The 13,058-nt window shown below is 42.0% G+C and carries 11 protein-coding genes; 8 read left to right on the top strand and 3 right to left on the bottom strand.

All coding sequences use genetic code 11. The annotated features are described in order from the left end of the window. Positions 1 to 7: 7 nt before the first annotated feature. A complete protein-coding gene (locus JWH17_RS17950) occupies positions 8 to 1,153 on the bottom strand; it encodes an IS701 family transposase (protein WP_205224040.1) in 1,146 nt (381 codons plus the stop codon). Between the two features lie 245 nt (positions 1,154 to 1,398). Here JWH17_RS17950 and JWH17_RS17945 point away from each other — a divergent pair, with 245 nt between their 5' ends. Genes JWH17_RS17945 through JWH17_RS17930 form a run of 4 tightly spaced genes read left to right on the top strand, consistent with a single transcriptional unit; the run spans position 1,399 to position 6,047 of the window. After that, positions 1,399 to 2,052, top strand: coding sequence for a GTPase-associated system all-helical protein GASH (locus JWH17_RS17945; RefSeq protein WP_205224039.1), 654 nt, complete (start codon positions 1,399 to 1,401; stop codon positions 2,050 to 2,052). A gap of 7 nt (positions 2,053 to 2,059) precedes the next feature. Further along, complete coding sequence (locus tag JWH17_RS17940; protein ID WP_205224038.1) at positions 2,060 to 3,103, top strand: TRAFAC clade GTPase domain-containing protein; 1,044 nt, start codon at positions 2,060 to 2,062, stop codon at positions 3,101 to 3,103. Continuing rightward, positions 3,100 to 3,939, top strand: a complete 840-nt coding sequence (locus tag JWH17_RS17935) for a TRAFAC clade GTPase domain-containing protein (protein WP_205224037.1) — start codon at positions 3,100 to 3,102, stop codon at positions 3,937 to 3,939. Before JWH17_RS17940 ends, JWH17_RS17935 begins: the two co-directional genes overlap by 4 nt. Next, on the top strand, positions 3,936 to 6,047 hold the full coding sequence (locus tag JWH17_RS17930; protein ID WP_205224036.1) for a GAP1-N1 domain-containing protein: 2,112 nt from the start codon (positions 3,936 to 3,938) through the stop codon (positions 6,045 to 6,047). The genes JWH17_RS17935 and JWH17_RS17930 overlap by 4 nt, the downstream gene beginning before the upstream one ends. A 554-nt stretch (positions 6,048 to 6,601) precedes the next feature. On the opposite strand, the gene JWH17_RS17925 is transcribed toward JWH17_RS17930, so the two are convergent. Both JWH17_RS17925 and JWH17_RS17920 read right to left on the bottom strand, forming a co-directional pair. Continuing rightward, positions 6,602 to 7,480 (bottom strand): D-amino-acid transaminase, encoded by an 879-nt coding sequence (locus JWH17_RS17925; RefSeq protein WP_205224035.1) that lies wholly within the window; start codon positions 7,478 to 7,480, stop codon positions 6,602 to 6,604. A gap of 385 nt (positions 7,481 to 7,865) precedes the next feature. Next, positions 7,866 to 9,317 carry a pyridoxal phosphate-dependent decarboxylase family protein gene (locus JWH17_RS17920; RefSeq protein WP_205224034.1) on the bottom strand — a complete coding sequence of 484 codons (1,452 nt, stop codon included), beginning with the start codon at positions 9,315 to 9,317 and terminating at the stop codon, positions 7,866 to 7,868. Between the two features lie 626 nt (positions 9,318 to 9,943). Between JWH17_RS17920 and JWH17_RS17915 the strand changes: the two genes are divergently transcribed. The 4 genes from JWH17_RS17915 to JWH17_RS17900 all read left to right on the top strand — a co-directional run bounded on the left by JWH17_RS17915 (position 9,944) and on the right by JWH17_RS17900 (position 13,048). After that, complete coding sequence (locus JWH17_RS17915) at positions 9,944 to 10,330, top strand: RidA family protein (RefSeq protein ID WP_205224033.1); 387 nt, start codon at positions 9,944 to 9,946, stop codon at positions 10,328 to 10,330. Between the two features lie 20 nt (positions 10,331 to 10,350). Then, complete coding sequence (gene cuyA / locus JWH17_RS17910) at positions 10,351 to 11,349, top strand: D-cysteate sulfo-lyase (RefSeq protein ID WP_205224032.1); 999 nt, start codon at positions 10,351 to 10,353, stop codon at positions 11,347 to 11,349. 138 nt (positions 11,350 to 11,487) lie between these two features. Beyond that, positions 11,488 to 12,483 (top strand): TRAP transporter substrate-binding protein, encoded by a 996-nt coding sequence (locus tag JWH17_RS17905; RefSeq protein ID WP_205224031.1) that lies wholly within the window; start codon positions 11,488 to 11,490, stop codon positions 12,481 to 12,483. A gap of 64 nt (positions 12,484 to 12,547) precedes the next feature. Beyond that, a complete protein-coding gene (locus JWH17_RS17900) occupies positions 12,548 to 13,048 on the top strand; it encodes a TRAP transporter small permease (protein WP_205224030.1) in 501 nt (166 codons plus the stop codon). Positions 13,049 to 13,058 lie beyond the last annotated feature (10 nt).

The raw sequence follows: 13,058 nt of genomic DNA, 5'->3' as shown, positions 1-13,058 counted from the left end.
GAAGAAATCAAGCGATTGCTTGAATATAGGGAACGGCCAAGGCAGTGGATTTATCGTTCCCGGGTGAAAAAAGTAGATTAAAGAAGAATGCTTGAAACTTATGGAGGCAGTATGGTTGGAAAATATCAATCTTCCAGCGCGCACCGTAGTATTCGATTATCTGCTCAACTGATAGTGTTAAGTCAGTGGTCATGAGAGCAACGTATCGTGTCTTCCGGTAACACCAAACAACTCGTACCGGGCACCTCATTGTTTGTAACATAACGGTCTGTGAATATGCCTGCACTTCCCTTTTTTTACCATACAGAAAAACCGTATAAGTCTGAGCCTTCTCCTTATATTTGGTTGCGCAATCATCCACTGATCCCAAACGGTTACCATATTTTCGTGGGCGACCAGCCTTACGTTTCCCTGTAGACGTGGGTGCAAAATCATACAACGTTATATTTGTCCGCATACGGGAAAGCATGTGGAAAAGTCCTCCATTCCCACGATCCAATCTGGACCAGAGACCATCGTTGCCAAACCAGCTATCTGTCACAATCAATACTGATTGCTGAAAATAATTTTGGACTTCTTTGATCATTGTGGCTGCTTGCTGCATCTTGCTTTCAAAAGGGAGAATCTTCCCTTTTCGTGTAGCTGTAGCGGATTTCGCCTCAATGTCCTTCTTCATCATATAAAATCGAAAATCAAGTGGCAGGCAAGCCCATCGTGATTGTACTTTCTTGAGCAAACCTATTGCCAATATACATTGGGACCAAGGATACGAACTCTGGTTTCCTTTTCCCGCATGATCGTGGAAATGACCACAAGCAAAAATATTCTTGCCACTCTTGGGATTTATTGAATCATCCAGTACGAGAAGAACTCTCTCTTCTGTTGCTGGAAATTGAATCATTCCCCACATTGTTTGCCACAATCCCTTCCATGGTAAGGTTGCGCTGCCCATAAAGGTGTAAAACCGTTGACTCTGTATATCCAGGCCAAACAGAGTCTGCAAAGCACGCAACAAATTAGAGGTGATTGATGATGTGAATGGAACCACCACCGCCAGCAAGGTGTATGCAAACCAGATTTTCCTTTTTTGCCCCTGCTTTGTGCTGGAAAATTCTTGTTGTAAAGGTGTAACTAGATCGCGTAATATGAACATGGTGAGTTGCTCCTTATGGTATGTTTTCAATTACTTAGAGAATAATTGAATTATACCATGACGGCGCTCACCTTTCACTGTTTATCTTGTTGATATTGCGACATATTCAGACTTTAGCCCTTCCCGTTGGCACGAAAAATGAAATCGCTTTTCGATAGCCATTCCCACCTAGTAATGACTACCAAGATAATGCGATAAAATTTCTAGGAAACTTCAGATTACTAGTTGACATAGATTTAACTGGCATGGCAGAAGAAAGCATTTTGCGCCAAGGCATTGATAATCGAAAACGACCTAAACTATCTTTAACTGACGAAATTGACGTTAAAGATATTATGGAGCCTGGCTCTATTGATAATATAATGAACATAACAACAGAAGCATTAAGTGGTTTGCAAGAAACTTTTCATAACCATTTAAAAAGAATAGAAAAAACTATAATTATTCAAGATGAGGAACTCCAGTTGCTTTGGTGGATGGTTGGTGAGCAGAGCACAATGTGGGGTAACTCATTCAGCGACATTGATGAAAAATCTAGGCCAATTTTGCTCGCCATCGAAGCCGCTAGTATGACTGAAGAATTCATTGAACCCCCATCGCTTAAAGCTGTTTTTTCTCGTGTTGGAATTAGCAACAGTAGTAAAGTTACCATACCTGACGCTATTAATAGTTGTGGAGAAGAAACACTAAAAAAAATAAATAATGAAATTAAAAAAAGCTCGATAATTTTCCCCGTACATATAGCAGCAGAGCGTGCACTAGAAACTGGAGTAAATGCATCATGGATAGATGGATGGAGTAGTATTTCAGACATTACGAAGAACACAGAGTTGAACCATCAACAACTTGCTCTGCAGGTATATCGGGAGTGCAAGTTCATTTCACAATTTCTATCGTGAGGTTCTGATGACAAAACTCACTTGTCCAAACCCCGATTGTAGAGTTGCGGAGACAGGGAAATGTGTGGAGGGGTTTCCAGTAAAAGAATGCCCACATCAACAAAAAATTGTATCGATTGAAAACCATCCCGTTGCTGATGTGAACAATGAAGAATCCCAACAAGAGCCAACCCCAGCAAGTAGATCAACAAGCCTTACCGAAACATCAGTTGCAAGTGGTGAAATTTTGAGTATTGGCGAGGCAACGGATATTCTTCGTAAAAGGTCGACTCGTGTTTTAACAGTCATCGGCCCGAATAAATCTGGAAAAACAACTCTTGGAATAAGTTTATACGATTTTTTCCAGCATGCTTCCTTTGATCGTTGGAGCTTTAATGGCTCAATGACATTGCCTGCATTTGAAAAACGTTGTCACCATGCAAGATCCCAGTGCGGTGGGTCAAGTCCTGAAACACAAAGAACTTCTCGTTCGGAAGGCCTTGGTTTTCTGCATTTAGCGCTCCACAGTCATGACTCAGGACGAATAGATCTTCTCATTTCTGATCGTTCTGGCGAGTTTTACACTGCTATTGCTGACAATCTAGAAGATTGCGAGAGTTTGCATGAAGTTTCTAGAGCAGACCATGTAATCTTTTTAGTGGACGGAGAGAAACTTGCCAGTGATGAACGACATGGTGTTATTAATGATGTCAGAATGATTATTGCCACCCTAATGGAAGAAGAGAAGATAGGTGTAAATCAAAGAGTTGGTATAATTTTAACTAAATACGACATCGTGTTTTTATCAAAATTTAAAGAACGAGTTGATCGAGATTTCGAAAATTTGGTAAACCAAGTAGAAGAAAATTACGGGGGATCTTTAGCTGAAATTAAGAGTTTCAAAATTGCTGCTCGCTCAGAATTGGATACTTTTGAACCTTGTTACGGCGTGCTTGATATTCTTGAACAAACTTTACGACGCCAACATATCGTTAAACATATTGCACCTTCAGTATCTGAGTTCAGTCGCTCTTTTCTCCAACTTCAAGAAACCGACAGGAGGGGAGAATGAGTCAAAACAAAATAATTTTATGTGGCCTTCCTGCATCGGGAAAGACAACATTTATTGCCGCATTGTGGTATATTTTATCTAATAAAGAAATTTCTACAACATTGTCACTTGGGTCTTTACCAAAAAGTCGAAATTATCTAAACGAGCTTTCAAGAAAATGGTCGAGACTTATTCAAGTTGCCCGTACTCCGACTGATGAATACCAAGAAATATCCATTAGTCTCAAAAGTGAAACTTCTACTGTAACCCTAAGCATTCCAGATATGTCAGGTGAGACGTGGCGTTCTCTTTGGTCGAACCGGTCATGTCCAGAGCATGTTGCGGAATGGACCCAAAACTCGTCTGGAATTTTGCTTTTTCTTCATTCTGATAAAATTACTCCACCTGTGGACATAGTATCAAGCAATGCAATGGTTAGAGCTATGGGGGGAGAACCAGAAGATCGCGAGTTTGTTCCTTGGTCACCCGATAGTTCTCCAACACAAGTTATTCTCGTTGACCTCCTGCAATCACTCACCCTTCCCCCTTTAGGAAAAGGAAAAAAACGTTTAGGTATAATTATTTCAGCATGGGACAAGACGAAAGATACAGGTTCTACACCAGGAGAATACCTTCGTCGTAACTTACCATTATTGCATCAGTTTTTACAATCAAGTGACTGTTTCACAGAAATAAAGATTTATGGTGTAAGTGCACAAGGTGGTGATTTTGAGTCTGAAAAAGAGTTACAACATCTTAAGGATGAAGACATACCATCTAAGCGTATTCTGGTAGTAGATGGTACTGACTCCAATCACGATCTCACCTTACCTATTCAATGGTTAATGAAGAAATGAGCATTAGAAGCCAGGAGCCAATCCTGGTCCATCAATTATTGCATGGATATGAGGATGGGCACCGGCTTTTATCAGGTTCAAAGAAAGTGGACGGTATCTCAGCAAAAACAATTCTCACCTTAAGTGACCTTTCTGGCCAAAGCGGAAACATTCAGCCAACTGGTTACCTAACAGGATACCCTTTGTCTCAAATAGGAGCTTATGCAATAGCCAGGACGTGGCCTGCGCCAGAGATGTCTCGACCTGGTTGTGTATGGACACAGACACTTCTTGTGGATTTTTCTGACCTTGTTTCTTTGGATGATTTTTCTCTACTAAAACTATTCAGACGACCGCTAGACGCTAGTGACACTTTTTCATACGACAACAGCTTGATATTAGATAACAAATTTAAAGACAATAGAATACAGCAGCTTCCATCGAGGCCAATTTTAGATTTAATGGAAGCTCTATATAAATACCCAAATGTTTCTGTTTTTGCTCAAATTAAAGAAAATTTTCCCGTAGATGAAATAGCTTTTGCTTTATGGCTACAGCAATGGCCAAAACTTAGAAGGAATTTTCGTTTTTGTACCTGGGTAACATCCGACCGATCAAGATATGGGGACCAATTCGATCTTCAGTTTGTACCTAGCAAGAGCATTTTTCTTGGGCAAAAACGGAATGAGGATGAAAAATTTTGGGTAGATTTTGTAACCACGTCCAACAATAATATGGATAACATATTAAACGTATGGGCAAAGGAATTGTCCCCCACCTCAGAGAATAACTCTCTTACTAATTTTCTTTGGAGATTTGGGGCAGAAGCAAACTATGGAAGAGCTGATTTTATAAACTTGTCTTTGGCATGGAACGTTCTTGTGAGTGCTTCATATGTAAACATTGAAGCTGCAATCGAAGTGGCAGAGAGATTCACCCCGCAAATTACAAGCCTTACAAGACAAGTGTTAAAAGAGCTCATTCACTTTTCAGATATAAACAAAAAATTAAAAAAATCTGTTTTAAAGTATTTAGTGGATTATCTGCATCTCTTAGAAGGTCACGTCGCAGAAGATGACATAACCAAAATTGCACAAATTGTATGGCATAATGCCCCAAAATTTATTTGGACATTTTTTCAATCTAATTCTTTATTTTTTCAGGATATTGCATCCTCAGCAGCTAAGCTCATGACCCCTGAGAGTGCCCTTCAAGGTTCAAAAGATGATCCATGGTTGTTCTGTTATGCATTAGAGGCAAACCTCAAACTTGCTAACTCTTCTTCAGTGTGGGAGAGTCCCTATCCTATCCTAACGCGAATTGTTGAAATTCTTAACAAGCACAATAAAATTAACGATGAAACACTTTCTTTTATGTTGGATTCAGAAAGTAAGGAAGTTCCTTCTGTTGCGATAAATTTTTTTGGGCAAAAGGCTGTTGACGCTGTACTTGAGAGATTCGATTGTAACAAGATCAGTGACCAACACATTATAAACAAATGGCTCTTCGCAGCCGAAAGTCACCCTCAACTTCTTCTCACAGCTGTAGATCAATGCAAAGTGAAAAACATGAGGACCCTAGCTCTAATTGCTTCTCATGTGAAATATTATTCCCCCCCTCTTTCAAGTGCTAGAGATGAGTGGTGCAGAGCTATTAATAAAGCAGAAGGAGAGCTTGGTAACTACTTATGGCAATTCCATTCTTTCCTTTTAGCACGTGCTATTATTGGTGTCTCACCTGAACCTGCCGTTCTAATTAATTTTTCATTCGAACCTCTTCATCGAAACCTTCTTGCAGCTATAATCGATACAAATGCATGGAAAATGATCGAGAGTGTATTGCCAGAAGTATCAGTTTGGTCATCTTGGGATTTGGCGCATAGACTTAGGGTCGGAGTAATGCAAACCTTTATTAACAATGAGTTATCCCCAAAAAGCTTTATTGAACTTCAAATAGACGACATGACTTTCAAGAAAATGGTCATGATCGCTGGGTTTTCCTCAAAGGGGATTTCTTATCTGGAAAAAGTTTTAGAATGGAATCGAGCTAACCCAAACGAAGCAAGTTGTTATCGCTTTGATATAATCAGAAAAATGGTGAAGAAAAATATAAGAAATTGGTTTTCCTAGAAAAAGATAATCAATTCTTCGCTTGACTCATCTCGTATGTAAAAGCGCTCTGGATGCCGGTTTGCAAAGTCCATATATCTCCTATAAACATTGACTTGGTCTCCATAAAAGCGACACCGCGAGCCTTATCTTGTTTCTATCCTGGAAAAAGGGGGCAGTTTTGTTTCAGGGTTGTTCAGCTAGAATTTCTTATGAGCTTTTCTTGTTTTAAACTCAATTGATTGATATTGTTTATAAACGTGAAGTTGAACAACGGGCAGTCTGTTTTTTTGTTTTCAATCAGGAAGTGCCCCCTTCTGTTCAATGAATTTAGTCAATGTTACGGGACAATTATTCAGTCTCAAGAGAAGTGTTACGGGGTGGTCTGTTTCTGAAAAATGGAATGGTCAGGTTTGCCAGGCACTTCCTTTTTAATAAATAGCCGCTACAATTGTTTTCCTGGTGTTACACACCCCAAAAGATTGATATAGCAATTGATGGCAACAGGGACTATAGCAACCAACCATCGAGATCGTAAAAATCACGTCTTTGGATAGTTAGGATGAGATCACTCATCAAGACTTGAACTCCGTAGCAGGCTCACTTCCTGACTCCTTTTGTACCATTTGTACATAGAGGCTCCGTAATTTTTCGGTCATTTCCCCTGGCTTTCCGTTACCAATTACATAACCGTCAATTTTCACAACAGGTAATACTAAGCTGGTAGCACTGCTCAAAAGAGCTTCATCGGCATCAAGTGCCTCGGCAACAGTAAAGAGTCGTTCTTCAATGGCTATGTTGTGAGTCTTAGCTAGCTGGAGCAAACATTTCCTTCGGATGCCAGGCAGGATGGACCGAGAGAGGGGACGGGTAATAATTTTATTATTCTTAATAATATAAGCGGTCGAAGTGGTGCCCTCGGTCACAAAACCATCTTCTACCATCCATCCTTCATACGCACCATTCTCATAAGCCTCCTGTTTAGCCATACACTGGCCAAGGAGCGCAATTGATTTTATATCTCTGCGTTTCCACCTGATATCCTCAACTGTTACCACAGAAACACCATTTTTTGCTAAAGGAGTGTTTACAAAATCCTTTGCTATGGTAAAGGCCATGCAAGTAGGTGGGGTGTCTATTGGGTATGCGAAATCCCTTGGCGCAACGCCACGTGTTACTTGAGTGTATATGCCGCCTTCTTTAAGGTCATTGCGGCGTATAAGGTCTTCCAGTATAGCGACATATTTTTCTTTACTAAATGGCCACTCTATATCTACTGCTCTTAGACTGTGGTCTAAGCGTTGCAAAAATGGCATTTTATTAACTATTCTAGAATTTACTACAGGTACAACTTCATACACTCCGTCTCCAAAGAGAAAGCCGCGGTCGAAAGCTGAAACCTTAGCTTCTCTGACAGGAACAAATGTATCATTTATAAAAACGATCCCTTTCATTTAGTATCCTTCAACTCCTTTCTTGATCATTACGATTTACTGAAAACTATTTTGCATTAGTAAAAATTTAGTTTTAGACTAGGTAAACCGCGGCTCCGAGGCATACAGTAATTATTTACTCCAGGCATATACTCACTGTGGACGTCTGCGCTGTCTCTGAGGATAAAATGTTTGGTTAGAACGAGGTAATCGTCAGACTCTGGGTGACCAGGGTAAATGGCAATTATTTTAGATAGCCTAAAGGTTGTGTGCAGCGAAATACGCACCCTCAAGCATAACATCCTCACGTTCAAGAATATCCAAGGATTATTCCATGAGTAAAAGACGCAGCCCCTTAATATGCAATTTGGAAAAATAATATAGCCGTTACCGATTTCCTTTATTTTTAGCCAACTTTGCAACTCTTGTTTGAGATCAGCGTGCTACCAATTTTCTCCACTTCCTCGACAAGGAGGTCGAGATCTCGTAATTCGGTGCGATGATTGGTAATATTTACCCGGATCGCCAACTTTCCGTTTAAAATGGTAGTTGAAGGGGCTGCTATTCCTTTTTCCTGGAGGGTTATTACGATCTCTTTATTGAGTTCATCCACATTTTTTCCATTCTCAGAGTCATGCCTAAAGCAAACTATATTGAGTGTTACAGGAGCCAGAAGTTCCAATGTGGATGAATCTTGGATTTTCTTTTTCAGATATGATGCCTGAAGGCAATTTTCCTCGATGGCTTGTGCGAGTTTATCTGTTCCGTGCTCGAGAAAATGGGTCCATATTTTCAACGCCCGGAAACCACGAGAAAGCTCAGGGCCATAATCTACTGGCCATGGATTACCAGCCGCCAACCCTTGGCCGGCTTCCAGCAAATACTCTGGTCTGCCGGAAAATGTTTTAAGATGCACTTCGCCGGAGCGAACCAGAACGCACCCCGCATCATAATTAACATGCAGCCATTTATGAAAATCAAACGCAAGGGAATCAGCACGTTCAATACCTGCGAGGCGATCGCGAATCTCGCTGCTTAGAATTGCTGTGGCGCCAAAAGCTCCATCAACGTGCAACCACAAATTTTCTAGAGCAGCAATATCGGACAATGTTTCAAGGTCATCAATCGCACCTACATTTACTGAGCCTGCTGTACCGATAACAACAAAAGGTGTTTTGCCCTGTGCACGATCTTTTTCAATTGCCTTTTTCAAGGCTCCCAGGTCCATTCTGAAATTTGCATCACATGGTATCTTGCGTAACGAATCACTGCCAATTCCCAATAAATCGAAAGCTCGTCCCAGGCAGGAGTGCGCCTGGGCAGATGCATAACCAACCAGCACAAATCGACCAACACCTTTTTTCCTGCATTCAAATCCAAGCCGTTGATCACGTGCAGCTTTTAAGGCAATAATTGTAGCCATTGACGTTCCCGAAACTATAAGACCGCTTGAATCTTCCGGGAATCCCATCATTTGGCGGCACCACTCTAAAACCTGCTTTTCAACATATATTGCTCCGTGATCTCTTCCACCAAGGTTTGCATTCATTGCCGCTCCTGTTATCTCAGCAAGAATGCCACCAGGATTACCGGCTCCGTGCACCCAACCAAAAAATCGTGGATGGGTGTTCCCAACCCCGTAAGGCAAGAGGTCTTCAAGCTTCCGACAGAGTTCTTCAGCACTTATACCAGTAATTGGAAGATCGGATTGCAAAGCGGCCTTCATTCCATCCGGTAAAGGGGTCCACACACGACCTTCGCCGGCTGATTCCATTTTATCCAAAGCAGCGTCTAACATTTTATGAGCCGCTGAGCGAAATTCGCTCCAATTAACAGGATCCAATGTAGCCTTACTCACACCTCACCTCCATGAACTATCTACGGTAGTATTTCTAAGTATTTCATCTATGCATACTGAAAATGAACCATTTGCAAAACACGCTCTGCTGCCTTGCAAAATGTCGACATTAGTAATGCACAAATGACAGACACCGCCTCCCTTGTCAACAATTTTCAAGGACATCACAAATAACGAGCGTATAACGACAACTCAAATTTACTCATATTGTTCATAGTTTCAAATTACAATGGCTGTCTCTTTTGCAATACGATCTTCTTGGAAAATAGATCTGCCATTCACCATACACATTACACCTGTATGTTGCTGATAAGTAATAATTTACATTGCTGTCAGCAAGCACTGGTCGCCATGATAAAGTTTGCTCTTTTAGGTAAAAATAGCAACACAGAGTGTCCCCTGATGGCCTCCAGTAAATTTCCGTCACATCCCATTAAAATGACAGAAGATTATCATTTTGAGCTTTTTATGGAGTAACTTTTGATTTGACATCAATAATAAATTTTGGCATAAAGAATTTTAAAAATGTCGACATTCCTCATTTACACATACGACGAAAAGCGATTTTACAGCAGGATAAGTTACTCTAATCTGTCCACACCTAACATTTTTGGTCAAAAAAAAGCATGAATGAAAAGATTGTAATCGAAACAAGCGAGGCACCCGGGGCCATTGGACCTTATTCCCAGGCAATTAAGACTGGAAACCTTCTCTTTACTTCATGCCAATTGCCAATTGATCCGGCAACCGGAAAAATGGTGGAAGGATCAACAGCAGATCGTGCACATCAAGTACTGAGGAACCTAGCTGCAGTCATTGAGTCCGCAGGGGGGAAACTAGACAATGTTGTCAAAACCACTGTCTTTTTGGCAAACATGGATGATTTCCAGGAAGTCAACACTGTCTATGCAGAATATTTTTCATCACCTTTTCCTGCAAGAAGTGCATTCCAGGTAGCTGCTCTTCCCTTGGGAGCTGATATAGAAATCGAGGCCGTTGTACTCATCAATTAAGCAAAACCACAGGACATAAAATGAACCTTACTCAATTTCCCAGAAGAAACTATGTGCAGGATGCTACTCCGCTGGAAGCATTGCCTGCCTTCTCAAAAGCTCTCGGCAACAAAGTTAACATCTATATCAAAAGAGATGACCTGTTGCCTGGCTGTGCAGGTGGAAACAAAACGAGAAAACTCGACTTCTGTATTGCAGACGCCATAGAAAACGGCGCAGATACTATTATTACCTGTGGTGCTGTACAGTCAAATCACTGCCGCTTGACCCTTTCATGGGCAGTTAAGGAAGGGATGGATTGTCATCTCGTGCTTGAAGAACGTGTAGCCGGTAGTTACAAAAAAGACGGATCAGGTAATAATTTTCTTTTCAACCTGATGGGTGTCAAAAGCACAAGCGTTGTTCCCGGCGGCTCAGACATGCTTGGTGAAATGACAAAGGTTGCCGAGCAGTTGAAAAAAGAAGGGAAGAAGCCATACATTATTCCAGGTGGTGCCTCAAATGCGATTGGCGCGACAGGTTATGTGGCGTGTGCTGAAGAAATTATGCAGCAGTTATTTAGCATTAACCTGTCTATCGACCACATGGTTGTCCCTAGCGGCAGTGCAGGAACTCACGCAGGTATTGTCGTGGGTATGTATGGAACCAATGCTGGTATTCCGGTATCCGGCATCAACGTGAGCCGGCCAAAAGACGTACAGGAAGAGATCGTCCACAATCTTGCTATGGAAACCGCTCAGCGCCTTGGTATGCGTGAGAGCCTTCCCAAAGAGCAAATCACATGCTTTGATGGCTATGTCGGCCCTGGATACTCCCTGCCAACAGACAGCATGACCGAAGCAGTTCAACTGTTGGCCCGGACAGAGGCTATCCTGCTCGATCCCGTCTATTCCGGTAAGGCAATGGCAGGTCTTATCGATCTTGTCCGCAATGATTATTTTGCAGAGGGAGCGAACGTACTGTTCCTCCATACAGGCGGATCCCCAGCCCTTTACGCATATCTTGATACTTTTCAGTAACCGATGATGCGCTGTTATTATAAAGTAAGTTCTCGCTAATAGCAGTGCTTCGTAACCAATATGTCGATTAAGACGCACCCAAAGCTCCTCCGGTATATAAAATGCCGGAGGAGCAGCTAAAACCTTCAGGAGGAATCAATGAAAACCTTTAAGACCGTTTTAACCGCGCTAACACTTTGCACCTGCTTGGGATTTTCCTCTGCTTTTGCTGGACCGACCGTTATCAAGCTGGCACATCCAAACGTGCCGCAACACCCAATGGGCCAAGCATTCATTAAATTCAAGGAATTATTGGAAGAACGCAGTGGCGGCGCATTCCGGGTAGACATTTTTGACAGTTCAAAGTTTGGCAACTTTGATAGTGTTGTTCAGGGATTGCAGCTCAACATGCTGCAGATGGGATCTGCCTCAACCCCCAATCTTTCCCCATTCTCCGACGACTTCCTCATTTTCGACCTTCCTTTCCTTTTTCCCGACTACCCATCCACCGATAAAATTACTGACGGCCCCATTGGTATGAATGCAACCAAGGCGTTGGAAAAAAGTGGTATCGTAGGTCTGGGCTATATTGAAATCGGTTTTCGTAACCTCTGGAATAATAACAGAGCGGTTGCAACCCTTGAAGATGCAAAAGGTTTGAAAATTCGTTCGACCCCATCCAAAGCGCACATTGCTACCTTGAAAAGCCTCGGCATGAACCCCACACCGATTTCTTGGGGTGAGGTCTACACTGCAATGCAGCAAAAAACAGTAGATGGTATCGACATTGATCTCAACCTTGCCTGGTATAATAATTTTCCTGAAGTAAACAACCACGTTACCATCGTAAACAGCTTGTTCAGCCCTCACCTGGTAATGATCTCCAAACGTTTTCTCGACAGCCTTTCGCCTGAAAACAAAGAACTTGTTCTTACAACTTTCGACGAAATCAAACTTTACGAGCGTAAACTCATTCGCGACGGCGAAAAAGAGATCCTGGCGCAACTCAAAGATAAAGGCGTGACTGTAACCGTTCTCACCCCGGAAGAGCGAAGCCGTTGGGCAGCAGCTACGGCAGGCGTCTATGAACAATTTGAAGAGCGAATCGGTAAAGATCTTATCGAAAAAGTAAAAGCAACCATTGCCGCCGAGTAAGTCTACCTAAAATACTGGGTGGTGCATCACCACCCAGTATAACGAGCCAATGGAGAGCAGCACCATGAAGACTACCCCCAAATCCATAATACCCAGCGTTGAAATGGTTATCGCATCGTTATCATTGGTAATGATGACAGGTATAACAGCAATACAGGTTTTTAACCGATATGTTTTGCAGAGTTCTCTTGACTGGTCTGAAGAACTCGCCCGCTATCTATTTATCTGGGCCGTTTATGTCGGTTGCAGCTACGCGACACAAATGGACAGACACCTTGAAGTGACCATTATCAGAACCCTGTTCAAACGCAGGTTTGCACGGCCGGTTACGATTATCGCTTCTTTACTCACTCTTGTATTCTGTATTTTCGCTACTGTCCTCGGCACAAAATTCATCATCTTCCTCGCCGGAACTGGACAAAAAACGCCCGCTCTGGAGATTAGTGCCTATTGGGTATATCTCTGTATGCCTGTAGGCCTTGGCTTTATGAGCCTTAGAACACTGGAAAGGTTGTGGTGGCTACTAACAGGGAAAATCAACCCTGCTGAAATTGAGATTAATTAAAAAGAGGTCA

The sequence above is a fragment of the Desulfogranum marinum genome (assembly GCF_016918565.1).
Classification (GTDB): Bacteria; Desulfobacterota; Desulfobulbia; order Desulfobulbales; family Desulfobulbaceae; genus Desulfogranum; species Desulfogranum marinum.
The sequence above is the reverse complement of the archived record's forward strand: the minus strand, read 5'-3'. Positions and strand labels throughout refer to the sequence as shown.

What these genes read in the sequence shown, in the direction of transcription:
- JWH17_RS17925 (WP_205224035.1), bottom strand. Translation starts at nt 7,480, where the DNA reads ATGAAAGGGATCGTTTTTATAAATGATACATTTGTTCCTGTCAGAGAA.
- JWH17_RS17950 (WP_205224040.1), bottom strand. Translation starts at nt 1,153, where the DNA reads ATGTTCATATTACGCGATCTAGTTACACCTTTACAACAAGAATTTTCC.
- JWH17_RS17915 (WP_205224033.1), top strand. Translation starts at nt 9,944, where the DNA reads ATGAATGAAAAGATTGTAATCGAAACAAGCGAGGCACCCGGGGCCATT.
- JWH17_RS17930 (WP_205224036.1), top strand. Translation starts at nt 3,936, where the DNA reads ATGAGCATTAGAAGCCAGGAGCCAATCCTGGTCCATCAATTATTGCAT.
- JWH17_RS17900 (WP_205224030.1), top strand. Translation starts at nt 12,548, where the DNA reads ATGAAGACTACCCCCAAATCCATAATACCCAGCGTTGAAATGGTTATC.
- cuyA (WP_205224032.1), top strand. Translation starts at nt 10,351, where the DNA reads ATGAACCTTACTCAATTTCCCAGAAGAAACTATGTGCAGGATGCTACT.
- JWH17_RS17935 (WP_205224037.1), top strand. Translation starts at nt 3,100, where the DNA reads ATGAGTCAAAACAAAATAATTTTATGTGGCCTTCCTGCATCGGGAAAG.
- JWH17_RS17940 (WP_205224038.1), top strand. Translation starts at nt 2,060, where the DNA reads ATGACAAAACTCACTTGTCCAAACCCCGATTGTAGAGTTGCGGAGACA.
- JWH17_RS17945 (WP_205224039.1), top strand. Translation starts at nt 1,399, where the DNA reads ATGGCAGAAGAAAGCATTTTGCGCCAAGGCATTGATAATCGAAAACGA.
- JWH17_RS17905 (WP_205224031.1), top strand. Translation starts at nt 11,488, where the DNA reads ATGAAAACCTTTAAGACCGTTTTAACCGCGCTAACACTTTGCACCTGC.